Here is a 26968-nt window from a genome sequence, read left to right on the forward strand (position 1 = left end):
CGACCAATTCCGGCCACCTCCGGCCACCTTCGGCCACTTTCAATTATGTTGAATTACAAACCAGATATGGCGCCGCCAATCCCACCGGTACGACGTCTGCTTCACCGGTCGGCCGGCAGAAGCCTCGCCCGCAGGGCCGGGCCGATCTGCGCCAACTGCTGCGGTTCCGTCATCTGATTGTGTTCGCAGTCGACCTCGATCTCCGTGATCCGGCCCTTGATCAGGGGCTGCCAGCTCGATGCGAAGTCCGGCTCGTCCGGGTGGCTGCGCCGTGCGGTGAAGAACAGCAGGTCGGTGTCGACCGCACGGTCGAACGGCTCTCTCAGCATCGCGGTCTGCCGGCCGAGGACCTCCGGCAGCGCGGCCAGGCTGCGCTCGCCCAGACCGGCCAGCGGGTGGTCGATTTCCCGCAGGAACGCGTGCACCCGGGCAAAGTCGGGTTCCTCCCCCGCCGCGGGCGTCAGTTCCAGGCCGACGTAGCGCAGGGCCTGGAACATCACGTCGGTGTCCGGATCGGTGTAGTCGGGCCCGGGGACCGTGGTGTCGAGCATGGCGAGCAGGTGCACCTGCTCCCCCTGGTCACGCAGGAGCCCGGCGATGGCGTGGGACACCGCGCCACCGGACGACCAGCCCATGAGCTGGTACGGCCCGTGCGGCTGCACCTCGCGGATGTGGGCGAGATAGTCGACGGCCATCTCGTCGACGGACGTGGCGTACCCGCCCTGCCCGTCCAGGCCACGGGCCTGGATCGTGTAGACCGGCTGGTCCTTGTCGAGGTGCTGCAGCAGGCCCGCGTACACCCAGCCGAGCCCGGTCGCCGGATGCACGCAGAACAGCGGAGGACGGCTGCCCTCGGCGCGCAGCGGCATCAGGATCCGCAGCGAATCCGTGCCGGAGTCCTCCCGGCCCGCCGCGTCGAGGCGTTCGGTCAGTCCCGCCACGGTCGGCGCCTCGAACAGGGTCCGCACGGCGAGCTCGACGCCGAGCCGGTCCCGCGCCTTCGCCACGAGCCGAGTGGCCAGCAGGGAGTGCCCGCCCAGCTCGAAGAAGCTGTCGTCGATCCCCACGGCCGGCACCCCGACCACCTCGGCGAACAGGTCGCACAGCGCCTGCTCCCGGGCGTCGCGCGGCCCGCGCCCGGCGGCGGACTGCGCGGTTCCCGGCGCCGGCAGCATCCGCCGGTCCAGCTTTCCGCTGGCCGTCAGCGGCAGCCGCTCGAGCGGCACGACCGCCGACGGGACCAGGTGGCCCGGCAGCTCACGGCGCGCGAACTCGATCAGCTCGGCCGGCTCCACCTCGTGGCCGTCGGTGGCCACGGCGTACGCGACCAGCACGGTGTCCCCCTGCTGGTCCCGCCGGGGAATCACCGCGACCTGAGCGACGCCGTCGTGCCGTGCGAGGACGGCCTCGGTCTCGCCGGGCTCCGCCCGCTGGCCACGGATCTTGACCTGGTCGTCGACCCGGCCGACGAACTCCAGCTGGCCGTCGGAGCGCCAGCGCACCAGGTCGCCGGTGCGGTACATGCGTTCCCCGGCGCCACCGAACGGGCAGGCGACGAAACGTTCGGCGGTCATCCCGGGCCGGCCGGAGTAGCCCCGGGCGAGCCCCGCTCCGGCGAGGTACAACTCACCGACGACCCCGGGGGGCACCGGGTTCATGCCGTGGTCCAGCACATAGGTGCGGTAGTTGGTCAGCGCCCGGCCGATCGGTGCCACACCGCCGGCGTTGCCGTCGTCGTACCACTCGGTGGCGTAGACACAGGCCTCCGTCGGTCCGTAGAGGTTCGCGATCCGTACGCCGGGGGCCGCGGCCCGCAGATCGTGCACCAGCCGCGGCGTGACCGCCTCGCCCACCAGGATGACGGTGCCGATCCGCAGGCGGCCGCCGGCGGCGAGTGCGGCCGACATCGCGGACGGCGCCGTACAGACCAGGCTCGCCTCGGCACGGTCCCCGTCGGCGAGGGCGAGCACGTCGCGCACCACCTCGATGCTGCCGCCGTGCAGCAGCGGCAGAATCATGTCCGACACCGAGACGTCGAAGGTCACCGAGGTGGTGGCCAGTACGGCGGCGAACACGTCCGGGGAGAAGGCCCGTCCCGCCCACGCCGAGAGGTTCGCCACCGCGCGGTGCGCGACCACCACGCCCTTGGGACGCCCGGTCGACCCCGAGGTGTAGATCACGTAGGCCGCGTCGTCGGGGCGCAGCGGCGCCGACCGGTCCGCGTCGGTGAGGTCGCCGTCCGCCAGTTCGCTGAGCGCGGCCTTGGTCGCCGGGTCGTCGAGCACGATGCGGGGCAGCCCTTCGGGCAGTACGTCCGCACCGGCGCGGTCCGTCACCGCCAGCACCGGGCGGGCGTCCTCGACCAGGTGGCGCACCCGCTCGGCCGGATGGCCGGGGTCGATCGGCACGTACGCGGCACCGGAGTTCAGCACAGCCCACATCGCGACCGGCAGCCGCTCGTCCCTCGGCAGGGCCAGCGCGACCCGCTGCTCCGGGCCGCAGCCGCCTGCCACCAGCAGCCGTGCCAGCCGGTTGGCGGAGGACCGCAGTTCGTCGTAGCTCAGCCGCGTGTCCCCCGTACGCACCGCGGTGGCGGCGCCGTCGCGGGAGGCGGACGCGGCGAACAGCTCGGGCAGGGTGACCGACGGGACCGGTGCGGTGCCGCCGTTCCACTCCTCCAGGATCCGCCGCCGCTCCGCCGCGTCGAGCAGCTCGACCTGGCTGATCCGCTGCCCGGGATCGGTGGTGATCGCCTCCAGCATCAGCAGCAGACGTTCGGCGACCGACTCCACGGTCTCCCTGTCGAAGAGGTCGCTGCTGTAGGTCAGAGCGCCGCGGGCACCGCCCTCCCGGCCGTCCTCGTGGTACCGGGCCGTCAGCTGGACCGACAGGTCGAACATGGTGGCGTCGGTGCCCGCTTCGAGCGCCTCGGCGGTGAGGCCGGGCAGCCGCAGCTCGGTGTCCCTGGTGTTCTGGAAGGCGAACATCACCTGGAACAGGGGGTGCCGGGCCGCGGACCGGTCCGGGTTGACCGCCTCGACCAGGTACTCGAACGGAAGGTCCTGGTGGGCGTACGCGTTGAGGTTGGCCTCCCGCACCCGGTCGATGACCTCGCGGAACGTCGGGTCGCCGCTGGTGTCGGTGCGCAGTACCAGCGTGTTGACGAAGAATCCGACGAGGTCGTCAAGGGCTTCGTCGGTGCGCCCGGCGATGGGCGAGCCGACCGGGATGTCGGTGCCGGCCCCGAGGCGGGTCAGCAGTGCGGCGAGCGCCGTCTGGACGACCATGAACGCCGTCGCGTTGCAGTCGACGGCCAGCTTGTTGATCCGGGCGTGCAGCTCCGGCCCGTAGCCGAACGCGACGCTGCCGCCGGCGTAGCTCGGTGTCTTCGGCCGCTGCCGGTCCGTCGGCAGGGGCAGCTCGTCCGGAATCCCGGCCAGTGCCTGCCGCCAGTACGCGACCTGCTCGCTGACGACACTGTCGGGATTGTCCGTGCGGCCCAGCAGATCGCGCTGCCACAGCGCGTAGTCCACGTACTGCACGGGCAGTTCGGTCCACTCCGGGGCCCGGCCGGCGCAGCGTTCCGTGTACGCGCCGCTCAGGTCACGGGCGAGCGGGACCAGCGACCAGCCGTCACCGGCCACATGGTGGAGGACCAGCACGAGCACGTGCTCGGTGGGGGACACCGTGAGCACCCTGACCCGCAGCGGAAGGTCCGTGCGGAGGTCGAAGTCCTGCTCGGCGATCGCGGCGATCGCCGCGGCCAGCCCGTCCCGGTCGGCCTCGCTCACCTCGAAGTCCGGCCGTGCCCGGTCCGGGGGCAGAATCAGCTGGTGGGGAATGCCGTCGGTCTCCGGGAAGACCGTGCGCAGCGTCTCGTGCCGGACGGTGACGTCGGCCACGGCGGCGGCCAGCGCCCGGTGGTCCAGCCGGCCCGTCAGCCGCGCCGCCATGGGCAGGTTGTAGGCGGCGTTCGAACCCTCCAGGCGGTTGAGGAACCACAGCCGCTGCTGGGCGTGGGACAGCGGCACCCGCTCCGGGCGCTGCCTCCGCACGATCGGCTGCCGCCGGCTGTCGTCGGCCTGGTCGAGGATCCGTACCAGTCCGGCCACCGTCTGCGTCGTGAACAGGTCGCGGATCGCCAGATCGACCCCGAACGTGACCCGTACCAGGGAGATCAGCCGGGTCGCCATGAGGGAGTGGCCACCGAGGTCGAAGAAGCCTTCGTCGATACCCACCTCGGGCAGGCCGAGGATGTCCGCGAAGATCCGGCAGAGCGTCTCCTCGCGTTTGTTGCGAGGACCGCGCCCGGTCGTCCGGCCTTCGTGATGGGGTGCCGGCAGCGCCCGCCGGTCCAGCTTTCCGTTCGGGGTCAGCGGCAGCTCGTCCAGTACGACGAAGGCCGCCGGTATCAGGTGCTCCGGCAGCAGACCGCCGAGGAACTCCCGCAGCACCGCGGCCCGGGGCCGGTCCGCACCGGCCGGGACGACGTAGGCGACGAGCCGGGTGTCACCGGACGCCTCCGCGCGGGGTACGACGACGACGCGCCTGACGCCGTCGTGCCGGGCCAGGGCCGCCTCGATCTCGGCGGGCTCGACCCGGAAACCGCGCACCTTGACCTGGTCGTCGGCGCGGCCGAGGAACTCCAGCTGGCCGTCGGCCCGCCAGGCCGCCACGTCGCCGGTGCGGTACATCCGCTCCCCGGCTCCGCCGAAGGGGCAGGCCACGAACCGTCCGGCGGTCAGGGCCGGGCGGTGCAGATAGCCGCGAGCCAGCTGGGCGCCGGCGATGTACAGCTCGCCGGCGACGCCGGGCGGGACCGGGCGCAACGCGGAGTCGAGCACGTACAGGGCGGTGTTCCACACCGGGCTGCCGATCGGCACCGTGACCGCCCCCGGCTCCTTCCGGCACTCCCAGGCGGTCACGTCCACCGCCGCCTCGGTCGGGCCGTACAGGTTGTGCAGGCCGGCCCCGATCGTGGCGCCGACCCGCTCGGCCAGCTCGGCCGGCAGTGCCTCACCGCTGCTGATCAGCCGGCGCAGGTCCGGCAGCCGTGCCGCGGCGGGCTCCGCGGCGAACACGGCCAGCATCGACGGCACGAAGTGCGCGGTGGTGATCCGCTGTGCACGCATCAGCCCGGCCAGGTAGACCGGGTCCTGGTGCCCGCCGGGCCTGGCCACCACCAGCGTGGCGCCGTTGAGCAGGGGCCAGAAGAACTCCCACACCGAGACGTCGAATCCGGCGGGGGTCTTCTGCAGCACCCGGTCCGTCGCGTCGAGCCCGTACCGGTCCTGCATCCACGTCAGTCGGTTGACGATGCTCGCGTGGGAGACCACCACCCCCTTGGGGGCTCCGGTGGAACCGGACGTGTAGATCACGTACGCGGGGTGCTCCGGGAGGCAGGCGCCCGGGCCGGCCACGACCGCGCCGCCGGACGGCTCCGCGCCGAAGAGCGGGTGGTCCTCGGTGAGAGTGAGCACCGGGCGGGCGTCGTCGAGCAGGTACTGGATGCGCTCGGCGGGATAGCCCGGATCGACCGGCAGGTACGCGGCGCCGGTCCTGAGAACCGCCAGCAGGGTGACGACGAGGGTCTCGGAGCGCGGCAGCACCACCGCGACGCAGGTCTCCGGCCGGGCGCCGTGCTCGGTGAGCACCCGGGCCAAGCGCTCCGCGCGCGCATCGAGTTCGGCGTAGGTGAGTTCGGTGCCCTCGAAGACCACCGCCGTGCGGTGGGGGGTACGAGCCGCCTGCGCGGCGAACAGCTCCGGCAGGGTGGCGTACGGCACCTCGTGCGCGGTGTCGTTCCAGCCCCGGACGACCTGCTCGTGTTCGGCCTCGTCGAGCAGGTCGGCCGCGCCGATCCGCTGCCCGGGGTCCGCGGCCAGCGCGGCGAACGTCCGCGCCAGGCGGTCCGTCAGCCGTTCGACGTCCGCCGTGTCGAACAGGTCGGTCGAGTACTCGACCATTCCTTCCAGACCGCCCGGACCGCCGTCCTCCGCCACGGTCTCGCGCAGGTGGACGGCGAGGTCGAACTTGTTCTGCACGATCCGCTCGACCGGCTCGGGTCGGGCGGCGAGGCCGGGGAACCCCGGTTCCGGCGGTGCTCCGTGCAGCGACAACAGGACCTGGAACAGCGGCATCCGGCCGGCCGAGCGGTCCGGGTTGAGCAGCTCGACCAGGCGCTCGATCGGCACGTCCTGGTTCGCGTAGGCGCTGAGGTTCGTCTCGCTGATCCGGCCGAGCAGCTCGTGCCAGGTGGGGTTGCCGCTCGTGTCGGTCCGCAGCACCAGCGTGTTGAGGAAGTCGCCGATGAGGTCGTCGAGCGCGGTGTCGGTGCGGCCGGCGACCGGCGTGCCGAGCGGGATGTCGGTGCCGCAGCCGAGCCGGGTGAGCAGGGCGGCGAGCCCTGCCTGACCGACCATGTACAGGCTGGTGCCGGAGGAGGCGGCCAGGTCGGCCATGCGGCGGTGGGTCCGCTGGTCGATGCGGAACGACAGGGTGGCCCCGTGGTACTCCCCGCTCGTCCCACGCGGCCGGCTGCCGGGCAGCCGCAGGTTCTCGGGCAGGTCTGCCAGTTCCTCGCGCCAGTAGGCGATCTGCCGGCTGATCAGGCTGTCCGGGTCGTCCTCATGGCCGAGCAGCTCCCGCTGCCACAGCGCGTAGTCCGCGTACTGCACGGGCAGCGGCGCCCACCGCGGTCGGCGGCCGTCGAGGCGGGCGGTGTAGGCGTCCGTCAGGTCCCGGGTCAGCGGTCCCATCGACCAGCCGTCCCCGGCGATGTGGTGCAACACCAGCGCCAGCACGTGCTCGTGCGGCGACAGCGCGAACAGGTGTGCTCGCAGGGGCAGTTCCGCGGCCAGGTCGAAGGCATGGCCGCAGACACCGGCGAGCTGTCCGGTCAGTTCCGCCTCGGTGGTCTCGGTGACCTCCAGCTCGATCCGGGCCTGCTCCGGGGGCACGATGTCCTGGTACGGGGTGCCATCGACGTCCGGGTACCTCGTGCGCAGCGATTCGTGCCGGTCGGACACGTCCTGGACGGCCGCGGCCAGTGCCGTGCGGTCCAGCTCACCGGTGAGCCGCACCACGATCGGCATGTTGTAGGTGGCGCTCCCCTCCTCCAGCCGGCTGAGGAACCACAGCCGCTGCTGCGCGTACGACAGGGGTGTGCGCTCGGGACGTGGCTGCCGCACCACCCGCCGCCGGGTCCCCTCGGCCTTGTCCAGCACGTCGCCGAGCCCGGCCACCGTGGGCGTCAGGAACACGTCCCGGATGGCCAGGTCGACGCCCAGGGCGTCCCGTACCCGGGAGACCAGCCGGGTCGCCAGCAGCGAGTGGCCGCCGAGATCGAAGAACCCGTCGTCGATGCCGACCCGGGGCACTCCGAGGATCTCGGCGAAGATCCGGCACAGGGTGGCCTCGCGGTCGTTGCGCGGGCCACGGCCGGAGGTCTTGCCGAGGACCGCCGGCGCCGGCAGGGCACGCCGGTCCACCTTGCCGTTCGTCGTCAGCGGCATCCGGTCCAGTACGACGAACGCGGTCGGCACCAGGTAGTCCGGCACCGCGCGCCGCAGGTGCTCACGCACCGACTCGACCAGGGCGTCCGAGGCCAGCACGGCGGCCGGGGCGTTGGTGTACGCGGCGCCCCCGTGGGCCGGGCGCGCACCGGGGCGGTAGCCGGCCGGCGCCGTCGTACCGGGTGCACCGAACACCACGTCCAGCGTGCCGCCTTCGCGGTCGGCGCCGGCCCAGGTGACGACGGTCCGGTAGCCGGCTTCTTCCCCCAGGGCGGCGAACTCCCCGGGCTCCGGCAACCCGGACGGGTCCGCCGCGAGGGCGGCCAGCGCGGCCGGCAGGTCGCCGGCCTCGAGCACCCGCACGGCGGCGAGCTCGGCGGCGACCCGGCGGTTGGGGATGCCGGTGACCCTCAGGCCGTCCGGCCGGGCCGCCAGCGTCGAGCGCAGCTCGTCCGTGCCGGCGACGTCCCGCCCCCAGACGAGTTCCCGGACGGCGGCCGGCTCCGGCGGCGTCGTCGTGCGCAGCACCACGTCGTAGCGGTGGCCGGTGAGCTCGTTGCGGTCCGTGCCGGACTTGACCATGACGTCCGCGGCCGCGGCCAGGCCGGCGAAGTAGTCGGGGTCGACGAGCAGTTCCGTCTCCCGTGCCACGGCAAGGTCGACGGTCCGGCGCACGTCGCCGGCGTCGCGGACCGCGGCGTCGGCGGCTTGCAGCTCGACGGACGTACGCAGGGCCCGGTGCAGCCGGAGGTTGCGGACGTCGCCGACGAACACGTTGCCGCCGGGCACGACCAGGTCGAGCGCCCGGGTGAGCACGTCGGTCAGGTAGTCGGCGCTGGGGAAGTACTGGATGACGGAGTTCACGACGACGGTGTCGAAGTACCCCGTGGGCAGGCCGTCGAAGAGGTGCGCCGGCTGGGTGCGCAGCTCGACCCGGCCGGCCAGCTCGGGCCGGCCTTCGAGCTGGGCGCGTACCCGGTCGATGACGACCTCGGAGATGTCGGTGCCCCAGTAGGACTCGCAGTCCGGCGCCAGCGGCGCGAGGAGCAGGCCGCTGCCGACCCCGATCTCCAGCACCCGGCGGGGGCCCAGCTCCCGGATCCGGGCCACGGTGGCGTCCCGCCACCGCCGCATCTCCGCGACCGGGATCGGCTGCCCCGTGTAGCTGCTGTTCCAGCCGGAGAAGTCCTCGCCGAGACCACCCGACAGACCTTCGTGGTGGGCGTCGTAGGTGGCCTGCCAGTTGCCCAGCTGCTGCCGCTCCGCCGCCTCGTCCCGGTCGGCGTCGTCCCCCGCCGGGACGAGGTACGCGGCCAGCTGCCGGTCGCCGGGGCGGTCCTCCCGCGCCAGCACGGCGGCCTGCTGCACCCCGGGGTGCCGGGCGAGTACGGCCTCGACCTCACCCGGTTCGATCCGGAAGCCGCGGATCTTCACCTGCGCGTCGGCGCGGCCGACGTAGTCGACCTGTCCGTCGGCCCGCAGCCGGGCGAGGTCCCCGGTGCGGTACATCCGCTCCCCGGGGCCGCCGAACGGGCAGGCCACGAACCGCTCCGAGGTCAGACCCGGGCGGCGCAGGTAGCCGGCGGCCAGGCTCGCGCCCGCGACGTACAGGTCTCCCACGACACCGGCCGGCACCGGGCGCAGGGCCTCGTCGAGCACGTAGACGCGTGTGTTGTCCACCGGCCTGCCGATCGGGGGACCGTCCGGGCCGGACAGCTGCTCGCTCATGGTCGCGATGACGGTCGTCTCGGTCGGACCGTAGGCGTTGAACATGCGGTTGCCCGGCGCGAATCGCTCCACCAGCGCGCCGGGGCACGCCTCGCCCGCCACCGACACGGTCAGGCCGGCCGGCAGCACGCCCGAGGGCATCGCCGCGAGGACGGACGGCGGCATGGTGAAGTGCGTGAGGCGCTGGTCCCGGATGAACTCGGCCAGCTCCCGGCCGGGCATGAGCTGTTCGGCGGACCGCAGGAACAGCGTGCCGCCGTTCAGCAGCGCCATGCAGCAGTCCCAGAACGCGACGTCGAAGCTCGGCGAGGAGAACTGGAGCACCCGGCTGTCCGGTCCCGCGCCCAGGCGCTCCCGCTGGCTGCGGACCATGCTGGCCACGCCGCGGTCCGTCACCACCACGCCCTTCGGCTTCCCGGTGGAGCCCGAGGTGTAGATCACGTAGAGCGGGCTGCCGAGCGTCCGGTTCGACGGCAGGTCGTCCGCGCGGTACCCGTTCAGCTCGGTGACGGTGTGCTCGTCGTCGAGGACGAGGACCGGGCCGGCGGCCGGCAGCCGCCCGGTCAGCGCCCCGGTCGTCACCGTCAGCACCGGGCGGGCGTCCTCCAGCATGTACGCGATGCGCTCGGCGGGGTAGCCGGTGTCGACCGGGAGGTAGGCGGCCCCGGCCTTGGCCACGGCGAGCATCGCCGTCACGAGCTCCACCGACCGGGGCAGCGCCAGCGCCACCAGGTGCCCTGGGCCCGCACCGCGCGCGGCGAGCAGCCGGGCCAGCCGGTTGGCGGCGGCGTCCAGCTCGCCGTAGGTCAGCGTGGCCGCCTCGGACACCAGCGCGGTGGCGTCCGGGGTCTCGGCGGCACGAGACCGGAAGAGCTCCGCGAACCCGGCCGCGGGGACGTCCCGCTCGGTCCGGTTCCACGTCTCCAGCACCTGTTGCCGCTCGCCCGGCAGCAGCACGTCCACGGCGTCGACTCGCTGGTCGGGGTCGGCGGCCATCGCCTCGAAGACCTGGATCAGGCGGGCGCCGAGCCGCTCGACGCTCTCCCGGTCGAACAGGTCCGTGGCGTACTCGACCGTGCCGCCCAGCCCCCGTGGCCGTCCCTCTTCGTCGAACTGCTCGCCCATGCTGAACGCCAGATCGAACTTGGAGGTGTCCGTGTACAGCTGCTCGCCCTCCACGGCCAGCCCCGGCAGCCGCAGCCGCGGCAGCGTGTTGTTCTGGAACGCCAGCATCACCTGGAACAGCGGGTGCCTGCCGAGGCTCCGGTCCGGGCGGAGGATGTCGACCAGCCGCTCGAACGGCAGCTCCTGGTTCGCGTACGCCTCCAGGGCCGTCTGCCGAGACCTGGCGATGAGCTCACGGAACGAGGGACCGCCGGCGGTGTCGAGGCGCATCACCAGGGTGTTGACGAAGAAGCCGACCAGTTCGTCCAGCCCTTCCTCGGTGCGGCCGGCGATCGGCGAGCCGAGAGGGATGTCCGTGCCGGCACCCAGCCGGCTCAGCAGTGCGGCCAGCCCCGCCTGCACCACCATGTACAGACTGGCGTCCGACCGCGCCGCCAGTTCGGACAGCCTCCCGTGAAGTTCCGCACTCACCTGGAACGGGACGTTGCCGCCCTGGTGGCCGGGCGCGGCGGGGCGCTGCCGGTCCACCGGCAGCCGCAGTTCGTCCGGCAGCCCGGCGAGCGTCTTGCGCCAGTACTCGATCTGCTCACTGATCAGGGATTCCGGGTCGTCCTCGCCCCCGAGCAGTTCCTGCTGCCACAGGGTGTAGTCCGCGTACTGGATCGGCAGCTCCGGCCAGTCGGGCGCCCGCCCGTTCCGGCGGGCCTCGTACGCCGCGGTGAGGTCACGCGCGAGCGGGGCCATCGACCACCCGTCCGCGGCGATGTGATGGATCACCAACGCCAGTACGTGCTCGCGCTCGGACAGGGCGAACAGCCGTGCCCGGATGGGTATCTCCGTCTCCAGGTCGAAGGCGCGGCCGGCCAGCTCGGCGAGTTCGCCGTCCAGCTCCTCCGGTCGGACCTCGGTGACGGCAGCTTCCAGACGGCCCACGCCCGGCGCGAGGATCCGCTGTTCCGGCACGTCGTCATGGCTGACGAAGACCGTGCGCAACGGCTCGTGCCGGTCGATGAGGTCCTGCAGCGCCGCGACGAGCGCGGTCCGGTCGAGCTCACCCGTCAGCCGGAGCAGGGCCGGCATGTTGTAGGTGGCATTGGGCCCTTCCAACCGGTTGAGGAACCACAGTCGCTGCTGTGCGTGCGAGAGCGGGATCATCGAATCTCCTCGGGCTGCGCAGGCGCTCATCTCCTCTGGAGGCTCTGTTGTGGCGGCATGCCGTGCAAGGTCCGAGACGGCACTGGACGAAACGGGACACCGGATATCGGCGAACCGGATTCCGGTTGCTGGATAGTCTCGACCCGTCGGCAGGAGGCCTTTTCGATGTCATCAGCTGTGTGGAGCGGGGCCGTTCTCCCCGTGCTCGCGTTGTTACTGTTCATATGCTGCGGAACGGAGCTGGTCCTGCGGCGCTTCTTCAAGGGGCGCAGCATCCTCTTCCGGCGCAGCGGTGCCCGACGCCCGGTGACCGGCGCCGCGTTCGACCAGTTCAACCTCATCTTCAACGGCAACAAGCTGGTGGAGATGGAGCAGCAGCAGCTTCAGGAAGTGCTCCGTGACGAGGAGGGCGACGGCGCCCCGCCGCGGACGCGCATCGACCTGGCCAAGGGCACCGCACACGTCGTCCTGCCGGGCGAGAACCGGACTTCCGGTACCCCGCCGACAGGCGGCAGCTCGCCGGGGGCCGACGAAGACCCCTCCCGGTGACGCCGTCACAGACGCTCTCCCTCTCCCCCGACCCGGCCGTGATCCTCGGCCTGGCACGTGCTCTGGGGGGTGGCCGCGAGGTCGCTGGGCCGGCCGGCGGTCATCGGCGGGATACTCGCCGGCGTCCTGCCGGGTCCCGCCTCGCTCGGCGCGCACCTCGCCGACGCCGTCCTCCCCGCCGGCGTGCGGCCCCTGCCGAGCACACCCGCCAGGCCTGGGTCTCGCGCTGTTCGTGTGCGCCGTCGGGTCGGAGATCGACCTCGGAATGCTGCGCGGACGCGGCCGGGTCACGGTGTGGGCGGCCGTCTTCTCGACAGCGCTGCCCCGCGCCCCGGGTGCCGCGCTCGCGTGGCTGCCGGCGGATGCGCACGGGCAGGGCCCGCTCCCGGCGTCGGTACCGTTCGTCGCGGTCGCCATGACCGCGACGGCGTTCCCGGTGCCGGCCCGGATCATCGCCGACGGCGGGCTGGTCCGCACCGGATCGGCACGACCGCCCTGGCGTACGCGGCCGTCAACGATCCGACGGTCTGGATCCTGCTGACGGTGGTGGCCGCCGTGGCCGCGAAGGACCTCGGCCGGCGGCTTGCGCTGCTGCCGCCACGGCGTCCGGGGGCTCCCGCGAGGACGCGGACCTCGTGGTCCTGGTGCTGGCCGGGCTCCTGCGTGACGTTCGCCCCCGGCTGCGTTCCCCGCACCCTGCGCCGCCTTCGTCCCCGGCCCGGGGACTCGGTACGACGAGACTCGCCGGCGTGCACCCGGCACCCGGTACTGACCACGAGTACTCAGCACTGACCACATGCTGCTCGGCACCGACCACGTGGTGCTCAGCGCTCAACACCGGAGGACCTCATGCACGACGAACCGTCGACGCCCCCCGCCTACGACACGGCACGGCGTTTCGAGCTGGTGACGCGGCCGGGCGACCGCCGCACGGGCTGCCCCTTCGACCCGCCCGCCGAGCTGACGCGGTTACGTGGGGAGCAGCCGTTGCACCGGCTGACCTTCCCCGACGGACACGTCGGCTGGCTGGCCACCGGGTATTCCGTGTGCCGCGCGATCCTGGCCGACGCGCGGCTGAGCTCCCGCAAGGAGCTCATGCACAACCCGTCCATGGACCTGGGCGGTATGCAGATTCCCCCGGCGGCACCCGGCGAGTTCATCAACATGGACGAGCCCCAACACGGCCGTTACCGCAGGCTGCTGGCGGGCAAGTTCACCGTCCGGCGGATGCAGCTGCTCAGCGAGCGGGTCGAGCAGATCACCGCCGAGCTCCTGGACGCCATGGAGAAGGCCGGGCCGACGGTGGATCTGGTGACCACGTTCGCCCAGCCCCTTCCCGCGATCATGATCTGCGAGCTGCTGGGGGTGCCGTACCAGGACCGGAACTCCTTCCAGGAGCAGGCTGCGGCGGTCTTCAGTGGGGACATGGACGACAAACTGGCCGCGTTCACCACGATCCAGGCGTATCTGGCACAGCTGGTGGCCGCCAAGCGCGCCTCCCCCACCGACGACATCCTCAGCGATCTCACGGACAGCGACCTGAGCGACGAGGAACTGCTGGGTGTCGGCTTTCTTCTGCTGGCGGCCGGGATCGACACCACCGCCAACATGCTCGGGCTCGGCACCTTCGCGCTGCTGAGCAACCCTGACCAGGCCGACGCGCTGCGCGGTGACCCGGGTCTCGCCGGCCAGGCCGTCGAGGAGCTGTTGCGCTATCTCACCATCGCCGAACTGGGCCTGCGGGCGGCGCTGGAGGACGTGGAGATCGGCGGCCGGCTGATCAAGGCCGGAGAGACGGTCGTCGTCTCCCTCCCGGCCGCCAACCGCGACCCGGCGAAGTACCCGGACCCCGACCGCCTCGACCTGCGCCGCAAGGCGGCCGGGCATCTGGCCTTCGGTCACGGCGCCCACCAGTGCCTGGCCCAGCAGCTGGCCCGCGTCGAGATGAGCGTCGCCTTCCCGGCACTGCTCACCCGCTTCCCGGCGTTGCGGCTGGCCGTCCCGCAGGAGGAGGTACCGCTGCGCGTCAGCACGAACGTCTACGGCGTGCAGACCCTCCCCGTCACGTGGGAGGAGGAGTAGCCCGATGGCCGTCGCCCTGACCGTCACCGTAGACCGTGACCGATGTGTCGGCGCCGGCATGTGCGCCCTGACCGCCCCCGCGGTGTTCGACCAGGGCGACGAGGACGGCCGGGTGGTCCTCCTGGCCCCGGAGCCGGCACCGGCCCACCACGCCGCGGCTCACCGGGCCGCCGAACTCTGCCCCATGGCGGCCATCACCGTCGGCGGCCCGCCGCACCGGCAGGGGCAGCAGACCCGTGCGTGAACGCGTGCGGAGCAGGGCTCGGCGGGCGCATCCGGCCCGACGGCCGTCCCGCTCACGCTCGTGGGAACGGTGGCGGCCCCGACCACTCCCCGTGAGCCGTCGTCGCCTGCCACTGTCCCGGCCGGGCCGCACCGGCAGGGGCAGCAGACCCGCGCGTGAACGCGTGCGGAGCAGGGCTCGGCGGGCGCGTCCGGCCCGACGGCCGTCCCGCTCACGCTCGTGGGAACGGTGGCGGCCCCGACCGCTCCCCGTGAGCCGTCGTCGCCTGCCACTGTCCCGGCCGGGCCGGCCGGGCCGGCCGCCAGTCGTCCCGGGCACGGGTGCGCGCGTCGTGCGCGCCCGCGTCGCGGGCGTCCCGGAAGGCGGCCACGGCGCTGCGCTCGGCCTCGGGGTCGAGACCCGCGGCGCGCAGTGCGGCTCCGAACCGTGTCTCCAGCCCGGAGAGCTCGCGGGAGGCGTCGGCCGGTCCGAACGCGGCGACGGTGCCGGCGGGGTGCGCGGGCCCGCGGCCAGGTGGCCCGTCGCCGCTGTGCCGGTCAGCCATGTCCGTTCCCTCCTCGTCACCCCGCATCCCGGCCGCCGGCGCGCCGTCCGCCCTCGTACACGTCCCGGACCCGGCGCCGTTCATCCCGGCTCACCCGGCGTCGGGGGTCCGCCGTCCGCCACACCCTCGGCAGGGTCGTCCGCGGCGCCGGGAACGCCCAGGTGGCGGGCCAGGCGGCGCAGGCCCCGGTGCGCGGCGGTGCGGACGGCGCCGGGGCGTTTTCCGAGGACCCGGGCGGCGGCCGGGCCGTCGAGGCCGACGACCACGCGGAGCAGCACCGCCTCGGCCTGGTCCCGCGGCAGCGCCCGCACCAGTTCCAGCGCGCGTTCCGTGGAGAGCGACTCCAGGGCCTGGTCGGGCGTGCTGTGCCGGCCGGGCAGTTCCAGCGCGTCCTGTTCCAGCCGCGTCGCCCGGGGCCGGCTCCGCTGCCGGCGCAGATGGTCCAGCGCGCGGTGCCGGGCGATGGTCGCGGTCCAGCCGCGGAACCCGGCGCCGTCGCCCCGGAACCTCCCCAGGTCGCGGGCGATCTCCAGCCAGGCGTCGGAGGCGACGTCCTCCGCCTCCTCGCCGACCAGGCCCCGCAGATAGCCGAGCAGAGCGGGCTGCACGATCCGGTACGCCACCGCGAAGGCGGTCTCGTCACCCTCCTGGGCCCGCGCCACGGCCGCGCCCAGCTCCCCGTCCCGCGGCTGCGGGCGGCGGGGTACCCCTCCCTGGCCCAAGACCGTCCTCGTTCGTGCCGAGTTGCTGGCCACTGCGTGGCGCTTCCCTCACGGTGCGACACGCTCCGGCCGTGTCTTTGCCCTCCACGATCATCAGCGTCGGCCCCGACGGAAGTGTCACAGCGGGGGACGGCTCCGGGCGGCCCGCTCAGCCGGAGGCACTCGCGGTCGCGTCCCGGCACAGCAGCCGGAGCGAGCCGTGGCCGCCGTAGCAGCGGCGGGCCTCGTCGATGGGGTCCCACAGCCGGCCGTCGGGCGTACGCAGCCAGTGTTCGCCGCCGGTCGCCCACCACTCGGCGCCGGTCTGCCGGACGATCACCTCCCCGGCGTACGCGCCGAAGCCGCGCAGCACGCTCTCGACGGCCGCGTACGGCGGGCCCTCGCGGCGTATCTCCTCGATCATCCGGTCCACCCGCCACAGGCTCTGCGCCGAGTAGTCGAGCCGTACCCGCGCACCCTCGCGCATGGTCGCGACCGCGTCCGCCGCCCACCGCACCGGCTTGGCGGCGGCCTGCGGCCTGGTCTCCTGCCGTACTGTCCCGTAGCGGGCCGTCACATGAGCTGTCAGATCGGCTGTCACATAGGGGAGAGCGAGCGGGGGCGCCGTTCCGTCACTGGGTTCCGGGACCTTTCCCCAAACGTCCCGCCAACCGTCGCAGGACCACCCCGGTCCCACCGCACGAAGGTCACACGGCCGGGTCAGGCCCCCGGTTCCGCGGCGCTGCGGGCCCGGCGGGAGACCACCGCGCGCAGCACCCGGCGGCCCTCCACCGACACGTCCAGCGCCCGGCGCAGCCCCTGCGCGCCGTGGCCCGCGAGGAGTTCCAGCACCGCGGCCTGGCGGCGCAGCTCGGCGCCGACGAGCGGCGGCAGGTCCGCGGTGTCGCCCGCGCGCCCGGCGTCCGGATCGGCCGGGAGCGGAACGCCTGCGGGGGCCGGGCCGTCGGCGGTGGCGGGGTCGAGGATCCGGTGGACGCGGAGGGAGGCGACCGAGCAGGCGTCGGCCCAGGGCCGCAGCGCGTCGGCGGTGCGCCCGGCCGGGGCCGACTCCAGCATCCGGCGGGCGAGCCGCGCGGCCTCGTCGTCGTCGGGGCCGGCGGAGCCGAGCGCCTCCCGCACCCGGGACAGGTCCCCGGCCCAGTCGGAGCCGTCGGCGAGGCGCGCCCACAGGGGGCGCAGCAGCTCGTCGTCGCCGCCGAGCAGCGGCAGACACCGATCCAAACAAGCCAGCCCACTGGCGGCCAGTCCACGTTCGTCGGCCTGTGCGATCTGTTCCACCAGGCTCATGAATGTCTCCCTCGCCAGGGCACCGACCGATACGGAGCCCGCACTTCCCCTAACTGCGTGCGACGGGGCGGGAGTGTCACAGTCGGGTGTTTTCAGCCAACCGCGGGGGCCTGCAACAGCTCGCCGGAGAGCACCTTGCGCTCCTGCATCCGGGTCAGCCGGACGACCACCACGGCGGCGAGCACCGCGGACACGATGTCGAGGGCGTCGGAGAAGAGCATCACGTGCGCGGCCTGGCGCAGTTCCTCCGCCGTCTCGGCGTGCCGCGAGGTGGTGTCCGCGATCCGGCCCACGACGATGCCGGCGATCCACAGCGTCCACCAGGCGTTGACCGGCGTGTGCCCGGACCGCGAGCCCCAGGGCGCGCTGGCGTCCCAGCTGTCCGCGACGATCCGGCGCGGGAACCACAAGTTCACGACCGGGCAGAACCAGGCGCCGATCGTCCAGCCGCGCTTCATCCTGTGCCGGGAGGCGTCGAACACCTCGGCGTTCACCCGGATGCGCCACAGCCAGCACAGGTAGACGACGGCCGTGGCCACCAGCGCCACGCCCTGCGAGATGCCGGCGGCGCTGTAGAGCGTGTCCGCGTGGTCCGCCCGGTCGATCACCGCGGCGCCGGCGGCGCCGCCGGCGATGTCACCCGTGACGTTCGCCTCCAGCAGGTCGGCGTAGCAGGCGAACAGGTCGGTGGCGATGACCAGTCCGAACAGCACGGTGGCGGCCCGGCCTAGCGCGGCCGGCGAGCGCAGCCGGGCGCCGGGCGAGGCGGGGTACGGCGGCACGGGTGCGGGCATGGGTGTGGTCATGAAGGAGGTCCCCCGAGTGAGATCTGAGACGGCGTACGGCTCTCCCCGAACCGGACGCGCGGACACCGGAACATACGATCGGACGCCACCGCGCGTCCACTCGGTTCTCGGCACTCCCCGGGGACCTTGGGGGTGCTCCGCGGCTCTCAGCCCAGCCGGTCCGCCAGCTTCCTGAAGTCCGCCCAGCTCAGCGCCGGTTTTCCCGGGTCCCACAGCTTCTGCACGGTGGCCCGCAGCGGCATCCGGATGCCCGCGGCGACCTGCGCCTCGGTCTGCGCGTTCGGGAAGTCGCACCAGACCGCGAACGACCCGCCGAGGATCTGCCCGTCGTAGCGGGCCGGAACGGCGGTGGTGCCGCGCAGCACCCGGGGCGTCCACTGCTCGTAGATCCGCTGTCCGGTCGGGTAGACGAAGGTCTGGGGCTGCCCCAGGACGTAGTAGAGGAACTCGTCGTTGTAGTTGAGGACCTTCCGCCCCGCGGCCAGGTACTCCGCCGGCGGCCGGGCGCCGATCTCCTTGCCGGTCCAGTACGCCACCCGGATGTCCTGGTCGGGCTGGACGGAGGTGCCGCGGAAGAAGCCGTCGTTCCAGGCCCGGACGGTCCGGTCGTGGGCGCGGACGGTGGCGGCACGGTCGTTGAGCCAGCCGGTGGCCAGGTCGGCGACGGTCCCGCCGGAGCCGAACCGCTGCCGGGCGGCGGCGGCCAGCTGCGGGTAGGAGGCCTGCGGGTCCCGCACGGTGAGCGCCTGGTACTCGTCCCCGCCCAGGTGCCACTGGCTGCCGGGGAAGAGGCCTGCGTACTCGTTCAGCAGGTCGTCGACGATCTGCGCGGAGGCCGGCTCGGAGATGTCGACGGCGCCCCGGGTGGCCACCCCGTTCGCGTTGCGCAGCTGCAGATCGGGGTGGGCCGCGATGACGGCGCCCAGGTGCCCCGGCGAGTCGATCTCGGGTACGACGGTGATGTGCCGGCTCTCGGCCAGCGCCACGATCCGCCGGACCTGTTCCTTGGTCAGGTGGTCCTTGGAGACGATCTCCGGGTGGCTGGCGGACTCGATCCGGAAGGCCTGGTCGTCGGAGAAGTGCAGGCCCAGCTCGTTGTACTTCAGGTCCCCCAGCTCGCGTATCCGGTCCTCGATCCAGGACTCGGTGAACGGTTTGCGAGCGATGTCCAGCATGAGACCGCGCACCGGCTTGGCCGGCTGGTCGCGTACGACGCCCTCCGGAGCCGTACCGCCGCCGTGGACCTCCTGCTTCAGGGTGCGGGTGCCGTAGAAGACGCCCGCCTCGCCGGGCCCGCTGATGTCGACCCGCCCGCCCCGGACGGTCATGGTGTACGACTCCTGGTTCCCGCCCCCGCCGCCGAGCGCGAGCCGTACGTCGCCCGCCCGTACGTCGTCCTTCCGCCCCGCGTAGGTCAGCCCCAGCTCCCCGGCTATCAGCCGCCCCTCGTCGGCCAGCCCGGCGTCGCTCACCACGACCCGCTCGCCGTGCCGCGGAGTCCAGCCGGGGCCGCGCGCCGGGGTGTGGGAGCGGACCGCGGGTATGGTGCGCGGGGCCCGGGAGAGCGGGTACGACCTGCTCGGGCTGGGGCTGGCCGGCGACGGCGTGCCGGGTTCGTCCGGGTCGGCGCCGGTGCCGGCCACCCGCCCGGACGACGACTGCCGCGCGCCGCTCCCGGGCGTTCCGCCGCCCCCGTCCGACGAGGCCCACACGCCGACGCCCGTGCCGAGCGCGACCGTCCCGACGAACGCGGCGGTCACGACCGCCCGCTTCCGTATCACCTGCCGCGCCGAGCCCCGGCGCCTGTGCCTGTGCTGGGTCACTCTGCCAACGTACGACCGATCCGCGGCTCATCCGTCATCCAGGCGGTCCCAAACTCTCCCGTCCGAGTGAATTTCAGGTATCCCTCGGACACAGCGTGACCACTCTCGATAATCTGGCGACACACCTTTCACAGCATCCCCTGCCACACCACATGTGACGCGAGGACCCACGCTGCCCGCCCACCGCCTGCCGTATCTCCCCACACCTCTCGACGCCTTCAACACCGCCCGCGCCGACGAGGCCCGCGCCCTTCTCCTGCACTGCCTGCGCAGCGTGCGCTGGGCCCACCGGCTGGCCGACCACCGCCCCTACCCCGACCTGGACGCCCTGCTGGCCGCGGCGGACGAGGCGGCGTACGACCTCTCCCCCGCCGATCTGGCCGAGGCCCTGGCCGGCGAGTCCCTGCCGGAGCTGCCCGAGGGCACCTACTCGGCGGCCCACACGGCCCTCGGCGCCGCCCACGCGGCCTACGAGGCCCGATTCGGACACGCGTTCGTCATCTACCTGGGCGACGTCCCCCCGGACGAGGTCATCGACCGCCTCCTGGAAGCGATCCGGTCACGATTGACGAACGATCCGGAGGAGGAACGGGTGGTGGCGGCCGAGGAGGTGCGGCGCCTGGCGAGAGGACGGCTGGTGGTCCTGCTGCGGGGCGCGGGGAGCTGCGCGAACAGCGCAAACACCCCCACACCTGGCAAATAGCGCGACATCCCACCCTGGTGGCGGCGCCGCGATAGCCCATCCGATGCCACTTTGATCACACCGGTAGGCCCCCCGTAAAGCACGGCGCAGGGCCTCGCTACGATGCAGAGGGCCGGTGGACCGTACCCGGCCGGGCCCGACCGACAGTGAAGCCGGCGCGGCCCTAGTCCCCGCTCCCGGAGGGTTCTTCCGTGCCGGCTGGAACGCTGTACCGCGGCCGGGAAGGAATGTGGTCCTGGGTGGCTCACCGAGTCACCGGCGTCCTCATTTTCTTCTTCCTGTTCGTTCACGTGCTGGACACCGCTCTCGTGCGTGTCTCCCCCGAGGACTACGACAAGGTCGTAGCCACGTACAAGACGCCGATCGTCGCGCTGCTGGAGTACGGCCTCGTCGCCGCCATCCTCTTCCACGCGCTCAACGGCCTGCGCGTCATCGCCGTCGACTTCTGGTCGAAGGGCCCGCGCTACCAGAAGCAGATGTTCTGGACCGTGATGGGTGTCTGGATCGTGCTGATGGCCGGGGCGATCTACCCGGTCCTCGGTCACGCCTACCGTGTCCTGTTTGGGAGCTGACGCCGATGTCCACGACTGAAACCGCGGCCTCCGGAGTCGGCCCCGTCGAGGGCGCCCCCGTCTACTCCGTCGACAACCCGGCCCCGCTGATCGAGGCCCCGCGCAAGCGCACCAAGAAGTCCCCGAAGTCGACCCGGGGCAACTTCGAGCTGGCGGCCTGGCTGTTCATGCGCCTGTCCGGCATCGTGCTGGTCGTCCTCGTGATCGGCCACCTGCTCATCCAGCTCGTGCTGGACGGTGGCGTGTCCAAGATCGGCTTCGCCTTCGTGGCGGGCCGCTGGGCGTCCCCGTTCTGGCAGGTCTGGGACCTGCTGATGCTGTGGCTGGCGATGCTGCACGGCGCCAACGGCCTGCGCACGGTCATCAACGACTACGCGGAGCGGCCGAACAGCCGGCTGTGGCTCAAGGGCCTGCTCTACACCGCCACGGTGTTCACCATCCTGCTGGGCACGCTGGTGATCTTCACCTTCGACCCGAACATCCGCTAGGCACGGGGCTGCGAGAAACATGAAGATCCACAAGTACGACACCGTCATCGTCGGCGCCGGCGGCGCGGGCATGCGCGCCGCCATCGAGGCGACGAAGCGCAGCCGCACCGCGGTCCTGACCAAGCTCTACCCCACCCGCTCCCACACGGGCGCCGCGCAGGGCGGCATGGCCGCCGCGCTGGCCAACGTGGAGGAGGACAACTGGGAGTGGCACACCTTCGACACGGTCAAGGGCGGTGACTACCTGGTCGACCAGGACGCCGCCGAGATCCTGGCGAAGGAGGCCATCGACGCCGTCCTCGACCTGGAGAAGATGGGCCTGCCGTTCAACCGGACGCCGAACGGCACCATCGACCAGCGCCGCTTCGGCGGTCACTCCCGCAACCACGGCGAGGCCCCGGTCCGCCGGTCCTGCTACGCCGCGGACCGCACCGGCCACATGATCCTCCAGACGCTGTACCAGAACTGCGTCAAGGAGGGCGTGGAGTTCTTCAACGAGTTCTACGTCCTGGACCAGCTGATCACCGAGGTCGACGGCGTCAAGCGGTCGGCCGGTGTCGTCGCCTACGAGCTGGCCACCGGCGAGATCCACGTCTTCCAGGCGAAGGCCGTCATCTACGCCTCCGGCGGCTGCGGCAAGTTCTTCAAGGTGACGTCGAACGCCCACACCCTGACCGGTGACGGCCAGGCGGCGGTCTACCGGCGCGGGCTCCCGCTGGAGGACATGGAGTTCTTCCAGTTCCACCCGACCGGCATCTGGCGCATGGGCATCCTGCTCACCGAGGGCGCCCGCGGCGAGGGCGGCATCCTGCGCAACAAGGACGGCGAGCGCTTCATGGAGAAGTACGCTCCCGTCATGAAGGACCTGGCGTCCCGCGACGTCGTGTCCCGCTCCATCTACACGGAGATCCGCGAGGGCCGCGGCTGCGGTCCCGAGGGCGACCACGTGTACCTGGACCTGACCCACCTGCCGCCGGAGCAGCTGGACGCCAAGCTCCCGGACATCACCGAGTTCGCGCGCACGTACCTCGGTATCGAGCCGTACACGGACCCGATCCCGATCCAGCCGACCGCGCACTACGCGATGGGCGGCATCCCGACGAACGTCGAGGGTGAGGTCCTGGCGGACAACACCACCGTCGTCCCGGGCCTGTACGCGGCCGGCGAGGTCGCCTGTGTCTCCGTGCACGGCGCCAACCGCCTCGGCACCAACTCGCTGCTGGACATCAACGTCTTCGGCCGCCGCGCGGGCATCGCCGCGGCCGAGTACTCGGCGAAGGCCGACTACGTCGAGCTGCCGGAGAACCCGGAGTCGTTCGTGGTCGAGCAGATCGAGCGGCTGCGCAACTCCACGGGCAGCGAGCGGGTGGCGACCCTGCGCCGTGAGCTGCAGGAGACCATGGACGCCAACGTCATGGTGTTCCGCACCGAGCAGACGATCAAGACGGCCGTCGAGAAGATCGCCGAGCTGCGCGAGCGGTACCAGAACGTGGCGATCCAGGACAAGGGCAAGCGGTTCAACACGGACCTGCTGGAGGCCATCGAGCTGGGCAACCTGCTGGACCTGGCCGAGGTCATGGCCGTCTCGGCGCTGGCCCGCAAGGAGTCCCGCGGCGGTCACTACCGCGAGGACTACCCGAACCGCGACGACGTCAACTTCATGCGCCACACCATGGCGTACCGCGAGGTCGGCGCCGACGGCTCGGAAACCGTCCGTCTCGACTACAAGCCGGTCGTCCAGACCCGCTACCAGCCGATGGAGCGTAAGTACTGATGGCTACCCCTGTTCTGGACAAGGCGGACGCGGCCGGCCGGCCCGAGCCCGGCTTCGCCGACTCCCCCTACATCACCGTCACCTTCCGGATCCGCCGGTTCAACCCGGAGGTCTCGGGCGAGGCGGTCTGGGAAGACTTCCAGCTGGAGATCGACCCGAAGGAGCGTGTCCTCGACGGCCTCCACAAGATCAAGTGGGACGTCGACGGCACCCTCACCTTCCGCCGCTCGTGCGCGCACGGCATCTGCGGCTCGGACGCGATGCGGATCAACGGCAAGAACCGCCTTGCCTGCAAGACGCTGATCAAGGACATCAACCCCGAGAAGCCGATCACGGTCGAGCCCATCAAGGGCCTCACGGTCCTGAAGGACCTGGTCGTGGACATGGAGCCGTTCTTCCAGGCGTACCGGGACGTCATGCCGTTCCTGGTCACCAAGGACACGAACGAGCCGACCCGTGAGCGGCTGCAGTCCGCCGAGGACCGCGAGCGCTTCGACGACACGACGAAGTGCATCCTCTGCGCGGCCTGCACCTCCTCCTGCCCGGTGTTCTGGAACGACGGCCAGTACTTCGGTCCGGCCGCGATCGTGAACGCCCACCGGTTCATCTTCGACAGCCGGGACGAGGCGGGCGAGCAGCGCCTGGAGATCCTCAACGACCGCGACGGCGTGTGGCGCTGCCGCACGACCTTCAACTGCACGGACGCCTGCCCGCGCGGTATCGAGGTCACGAAGGCGATCCAGGAGGTCAAGCGCGCGCTGATCACGCGTCGCTACTGACCGCCGTACGGCCACGGCTCCCTGGGCCCCGTCCCCGGTCACGCACCGGGGACGGGGCCCTCGCCGTACAACTGTCCGAGCCCCTCGTGCGTCTCCTGGATACGCGATCAAGGAGACACATGCGCACGCACAGAAAGCTCGCCGTGGCGACGGCCACGGCCCTCTCGCTCACCGGCGGGCTGCTCACCCTCGCGGCCGGCCCGGCCGCCGCCGTGGCGACCCCCGCCAAGTACGCCGACGACTTCAACGGCGACGGCTACCGGGACTACGCGTCCGGCTGGGGCGGCGAGGTCACCGTCACCTACGGCACCGCGACCGGTCCCGGCCCGAAGACGGTGCGGTTCACCCAGGACAGCCCCAACATCCCGGGCAAGGCCGGCGACGCCGGCGACTACGCCGACACCTTCGGCGACCAGGTCGCGAACGCCGACCTCAACGGGGACGGGTACGCCGACCTCGCCGTCGCCGACAGCAGCGAAAAGGTCGGCACCAAGGCCGGGGCCGGCGCCGTCACCATCCTGTGGGGCGCCAAGGCGGGCCTCGGCGCGAAGGCCACGCGGATCCCGGCCAAGTCCACCACCGCGTTCGGCGCGGCCCTCGCCGCCGGCGACTTCAACGGTGACGGCAAGCCGGACCTGGCCGTCGCCGACGTCACCGGCACCCTCTTCGTCTACCGGGGCGGCTTCTCCCAGGCCGGTACGACGGGCAGCGTCAGCAAGCTGGAGGTCAGCCCCAGCGGCGCCCACGTGCTGGAGCCGAGCATGATCGTCGCCGGCAGGGTCACCAAGGACAAGGCCACCGACCTCTACGTGCTGGGCCAGGGCTACGAGCACGGCAAGATGGTCCAGGCGGCATGGTTCGTGCAGGGCGGCTCCACCCCCAAGCGCGGCGCCTACACGACGTACAACGCCTCGCAGGTGGACTTCCAGGCGACCGGCGTGATCGCCGACTTCGACAAGAACGGCTACGGCGACCTGGCCGTCAGCGACAAGCCGTACAACAAGGGCGCCGGTGCCGTGGTGGTGCTGCGCGGCGGCGCGAGCGGCCCGACCACCTCCTACCGGCTGACCCAGTCCACCTCCGGAGTGGCGACGGCGGCGACGAAGAACGACCGGTTCGGGTACGCGCTCTCCGCCGGCGACACCAACCGCGACGGCTACCCGGACCTCGCGGTCGGCGTGCCCGAGGAGGAGTCCGGCTCGGTGGAGAACGCGGGCGGTGTGCACGTCCTGCGGGGCGGCAGGAGCGGTCTGACCGGCACCGGCTCCCAGTGGTTCACCCGGGCCACGGCAGGCGTGCCGGGCGACCCGACCGACTCCGAGATGCTCGGGCTCTTCGTCCGCCTGCGCGACTTCGACCGGGACGGCGACGCGGACCTGCTGGTCTCCGGCGACCTCTACCGCCCGGGCGTGCTGCTGCGCGCGAGCGCCAAGGGCATCACGACGAGCGGCGCCTCGCAGTCCGACCTGGACCCGGCCTTCCCGCAGTGAGCCGGTCCGCCCCGGTGAGCCGATTCCCCCGGTGAGCCGCTGAAGGGTCCCCCGACGAGCCCCACCGGAGTCCGCTCCGGTGGGGCTCCTCGCTTCCCGGGACCACTGCTCCTAATCTGACGACATGTCAGACGAAGAGTCGTACGAACTGCTCGGTTTCGACAACGTGCTGCTCCCCGTCGGCGACCTCGGCGAGGCGGTCGCCTTCTACGAGCGGGCCGGGTTCACCGTGGGCTTCCGGTTCGACGAGGCCGGGATCGCCCTGCTGAAGGTCGGCGCGGAGACGCCCGGCATCCTGCTGCGCGCCGAGGAGGAGCTGCGGCACCGGACGCCCCCGTGGCCCTCGCCGCGGATCTGGCTGGAGGTGCCGGACGCCCGGGCGGCGGCGCGGGAGCTGGCCGCCGCGGGGATCGAGCCCCTGGACGAGATCCTCCAGGCGGCCACGGGCTGGACCGTGGAGATCGCCGACCCCTGGGGGAACATCCTCGGCTTCACGGACTACACCAAGCGCCCGGCGCTGGCCCGCAGAACCTGAGCCCCCTCGGTTGAACGCGTTCAAAAACAGGGCTACAGTCGTCCTGTCAGCGTTTTGAACGCGTTCAAGAAGGGGTGGGGCATGGACCGCACCGTCATCGCCTACGTCATCTACCTGGTCGTCAGCGTCGCGCTGACCGTCTGGGTGGCCCGGACGCTCAGCCGCAACGGCCGGATCTTCCTGGCCGACGTCCTGCGCGGCAACGAGAAGCTCGCGGACGCCGTGAACCACCTCCTGGTGGTCGGCTTCTACCTGGTCAACCTGGGCTTCGTGGCGCTGTACCTGGGGAACGACGAGACGATCGAGGACACCCGCGGCATCTTCGAGGCCCTGTCGACCAAGCTGGGTGTGGTCCTGCTGGTGCTCGGGGTGATGCACCTGGGCAACGTCTACGTGCTCAACCGGATCCGCCGGCGCGGGGTCATGGAGCGGGAGCAGCTGCCCCCGGTCACCCCGCAGGAGTGGATCGCCCCGACGGCCGGGGCGTGACGGCCGTGACCGGCACGACCACCGCGGCCACCGCCGCCGGCCGGGGCGCCGCGGGCGTCCCGGTCCGGGGCCTGACCGTCCTGTACGACGCCGGCTGCGTCCTGTGCAGGCACCTGCGCGACTGGCTGGCCCGGCAGTCCCAGCTGGTGCCGCTGGAGCTGGTGGCGGCCGGCTCGGCCGAGGCCCGGGCCCGCTTCCCGGGGCTCGACCACGCGGCCACCCTCGACGAGGTCACCGTCGTCGGCGACTCCGGGCAGGTCTACCGGGGCTCGCGTGCCTGGATCGTCGTCCTGTGGGCGCTGCGCGAGCACCGCGGCCTCGCCCACCGGCTCGCCACCCCGGCGGGCGCGAAACTGGCCCGGGGAGCCGTGCTCGCCGCGGCGAAGTGGCGGGACGCGCAGGCACGCGGCGGCCCGTGGGGAGGCGGGCAGTGGGGCGGGCAGGTGTACCGGAGGGCGGACGGCTGGTCGTACCACCCCCGCACGGGCTGGACCCACTCCCCCGCACCGTCCTGCTCCACGCCGTCCTGCCCAGGGCCCGCTCCCGCCAGTCGTTAGGC

19 protein-coding genes are annotated in these 26968 nt (G+C 72.5%); 12 read left to right on the plus strand and 7 right to left on the minus strand.

Annotated features, from left to right (window positions below):
• Nucleotides 1-101: 101 nt before the first annotated feature.
• The gene (locus ACZ4VF_RS17975; RefSeq protein WP_467926936.1) at nt 102-11522 is read right to left on the minus strand and encodes an amino acid adenylation domain-containing protein; all 11421 of its coding nucleotides are present in this window, start codon (nt 11520-11522) and stop codon (nt 102-104) included.
• Between the two features lie 201 nt (nt 11523-11723).
• Here ACZ4VF_RS17975 and ACZ4VF_RS17980 point away from each other — a divergent pair, with 201 nt between their 5' ends.
• The 3 genes from ACZ4VF_RS17980 (at nt 11724) to ACZ4VF_RS17990 (ending at nt 14397) form a co-directional block, all read left to right on the plus strand.
• Nucleotides 11724-12071, plus strand: a complete 348-nt coding sequence (locus ACZ4VF_RS17980) for a DUF6191 domain-containing protein (protein ID WP_467926938.1) — start codon at nt 11724-11726, stop codon at nt 12069-12071.
• 849 nt (nt 12072-12920) lie between these two features.
• A complete protein-coding gene (locus ACZ4VF_RS17985; RefSeq protein ID WP_467926939.1) occupies nt 12921-14153 on the plus strand; it encodes a cytochrome P450 in 1233 nt (410 codons plus the stop codon).
• A gap of 4 nt (nt 14154-14157) precedes the next feature.
• On the plus strand, nt 14158-14397 hold the full coding sequence (locus ACZ4VF_RS17990; protein WP_467926941.1) for a ferredoxin: 240 nt from the start codon (nt 14158-14160) through the stop codon (nt 14395-14397).
• A gap of 211 nt (nt 14398-14608) precedes the next feature.
• Here the strand turns inward: ACZ4VF_RS17990 and ACZ4VF_RS17995 are convergent, their stop codons facing one another.
• The 6 genes from ACZ4VF_RS17995 to ACZ4VF_RS18020 form a co-directional block, all read right to left on the minus strand.
• Complete coding sequence (locus ACZ4VF_RS17995) at nt 14609-14941, minus strand: hypothetical protein (protein WP_467926943.1); 333 nt, start codon at nt 14939-14941, stop codon at nt 14609-14611.
• 80 nt (nt 14942-15021) lie between these two features.
• Entirely contained in the window at nt 15022-15663 is a 642-nt protein-coding gene (locus ACZ4VF_RS18000; RefSeq protein WP_467926944.1) for an RNA polymerase sigma factor, read from the minus strand.
• Nucleotides 15664-15811: 148 nt separating this feature from the next.
• Complete coding sequence (locus ACZ4VF_RS18005; RefSeq protein WP_467927369.1) at nt 15812-16159, minus strand: hypothetical protein; 348 nt, start codon at nt 16157-16159, stop codon at nt 15812-15814.
• Between the two features lie 203 nt (nt 16160-16362).
• The gene (locus ACZ4VF_RS18010) at nt 16363-16950 is read right to left on the minus strand and encodes a hypothetical protein (RefSeq protein WP_467926946.1); all 588 of its coding nucleotides are present in this window, start codon (nt 16948-16950) and stop codon (nt 16363-16365) included.
• 92 nt (nt 16951-17042) lie between these two features.
• Nucleotides 17043-17756 carry a DUF4328 domain-containing protein gene (locus ACZ4VF_RS18015; RefSeq protein WP_467926947.1) on the minus strand — a complete coding sequence of 238 codons (714 nt, stop codon included), beginning with the start codon at nt 17754-17756 and terminating at the stop codon, nt 17043-17045.
• Between the two features lie 146 nt (nt 17757-17902).
• The gene (locus tag ACZ4VF_RS18020) at nt 17903-19516 is read right to left on the minus strand and encodes a beta-N-acetylhexosaminidase (protein WP_467926949.1); all 1614 of its coding nucleotides are present in this window, start codon (nt 19514-19516) and stop codon (nt 17903-17905) included.
• A gap of 217 nt (nt 19517-19733) precedes the next feature.
• Here ACZ4VF_RS18020 and ACZ4VF_RS18025 point away from each other — a divergent pair, with 217 nt between their 5' ends.
• The 9 genes from ACZ4VF_RS18025 to ACZ4VF_RS18065 all read left to right on the plus strand — a co-directional run bounded on the left by ACZ4VF_RS18025 (nt 19734) and on the right by ACZ4VF_RS18065 (nt 26966).
• Nucleotides 19734-20282 carry a 2-oxo-4-hydroxy-4-carboxy-5-ureidoimidazoline decarboxylase gene (locus tag ACZ4VF_RS18025; protein WP_467926950.1) on the plus strand — a complete coding sequence of 183 codons (549 nt, stop codon included), beginning with the start codon at nt 19734-19736 and terminating at the stop codon, nt 20280-20282.
• Between the two features lie 191 nt (nt 20283-20473).
• Nucleotides 20474-20854, plus strand: a complete 381-nt coding sequence (gene sdhC, locus ACZ4VF_RS18030) for a succinate dehydrogenase, cytochrome b556 subunit (protein WP_467926951.1) — start codon at nt 20474-20476, stop codon at nt 20852-20854.
• A 5-nt stretch (nt 20855-20859) separates the two neighbouring features.
• The gene (locus ACZ4VF_RS18035) at nt 20860-21342 is read left to right on the plus strand and encodes a succinate dehydrogenase hydrophobic membrane anchor subunit (protein WP_467926953.1); all 483 of its coding nucleotides are present in this window, start codon (nt 20860-20862) and stop codon (nt 21340-21342) included.
• Between the two features lie 19 nt (nt 21343-21361).
• Nucleotides 21362-23116, plus strand: a complete 1755-nt coding sequence (gene sdhA, locus ACZ4VF_RS18040) for a succinate dehydrogenase flavoprotein subunit (protein ID WP_467926954.1) — start codon at nt 21362-21364, stop codon at nt 23114-23116.
• Nucleotides 23116-23895 (plus strand): succinate dehydrogenase iron-sulfur subunit, encoded by a 780-nt coding sequence (locus ACZ4VF_RS18045; RefSeq protein ID WP_467926955.1) that lies wholly within the window; start codon nt 23116-23118, stop codon nt 23893-23895. Before sdhA ends, ACZ4VF_RS18045 begins: the two co-directional genes overlap by 1 nt.
• Before the next feature lie 119 nt (nt 23896-24014).
• A complete protein-coding gene (locus ACZ4VF_RS18050) occupies nt 24015-25385 on the plus strand; it encodes an FG-GAP and VCBS repeat-containing protein (protein ID WP_467926956.1) in 1371 nt (456 codons plus the stop codon).
• A 124-nt stretch (nt 25386-25509) separates the two neighbouring features.
• The gene (locus tag ACZ4VF_RS18055) at nt 25510-25920 is read left to right on the plus strand and encodes a VOC family protein (protein ID WP_467926958.1); all 411 of its coding nucleotides are present in this window, start codon (nt 25510-25512) and stop codon (nt 25918-25920) included.
• Nucleotides 25921-26001: 81 nt separating this feature from the next.
• Nucleotides 26002-26409: a hypothetical protein gene (locus ACZ4VF_RS18060; RefSeq protein ID WP_467926959.1), complete on the plus strand. Its 408-nt coding sequence runs from the start codon at nt 26002-26004 to the stop codon at nt 26407-26409.
• Between the two features lie 5 nt (nt 26410-26414).
• Nucleotides 26415-26966 (plus strand): thiol-disulfide oxidoreductase DCC family protein, encoded by a 552-nt coding sequence (locus tag ACZ4VF_RS18065; protein WP_467927371.1) that lies wholly within the window; start codon nt 26415-26417, stop codon nt 26964-26966.
• The last annotated feature ends 2 nt before the right edge of the window (nt 26967-26968 follow it).

This window comes from Streptomyces sp. NPDC029151, assembly GCF_055564315.1.

Coding starts and splice junctions, on each gene's coding strand:
- ACZ4VF_RS17975 (WP_467926936.1), bottom strand. CDS start 11,522: ATGATCCCGCTCTCGCACGCACAGCAGCGACTGTGGTTCCTCAACCGG.
- ACZ4VF_RS17985 (WP_467926939.1), top strand. CDS start 12,921: ATGCACGACGAACCGTCGACGCCCCCCGCCTACGACACGGCACGGCGT.
- ACZ4VF_RS17990 (WP_467926941.1), top strand. CDS start 14,158: ATGGCCGTCGCCCTGACCGTCACCGTAGACCGTGACCGATGTGTCGGC.
- ACZ4VF_RS17995 (WP_467926943.1), bottom strand. CDS start 14,941: ATGGCTGACCGGCACAGCGGCGACGGGCCACCTGGCCGCGGGCCCGCG.
- ACZ4VF_RS18010 (WP_467926946.1), bottom strand. CDS start 16,950: ATGAGCCTGGTGGAACAGATCGCACAGGCCGACGAACGTGGACTGGCC.
- ACZ4VF_RS18015 (WP_467926947.1), bottom strand. CDS start 17,756: ATGACCACACCCATGCCCGCACCCGTGCCGCCGTACCCCGCCTCGCCC.
- ACZ4VF_RS18035 (WP_467926953.1), top strand. CDS start 20,860: ATGTCCACGACTGAAACCGCGGCCTCCGGAGTCGGCCCCGTCGAGGGC.
- sdhA (WP_467926954.1), top strand. CDS start 21,362: ATGAAGATCCACAAGTACGACACCGTCATCGTCGGCGCCGGCGGCGCG.
- ACZ4VF_RS18045 (WP_467926955.1), top strand. CDS start 23,116: ATGGCTACCCCTGTTCTGGACAAGGCGGACGCGGCCGGCCGGCCCGAG.
- ACZ4VF_RS18050 (WP_467926956.1), top strand. CDS start 24,015: ATGCGCACGCACAGAAAGCTCGCCGTGGCGACGGCCACGGCCCTCTCG.
- ACZ4VF_RS18055 (WP_467926958.1), top strand. CDS start 25,510: ATGTCAGACGAAGAGTCGTACGAACTGCTCGGTTTCGACAACGTGCTG.
- ACZ4VF_RS18060 (WP_467926959.1), top strand. CDS start 26,002: ATGGACCGCACCGTCATCGCCTACGTCATCTACCTGGTCGTCAGCGTC.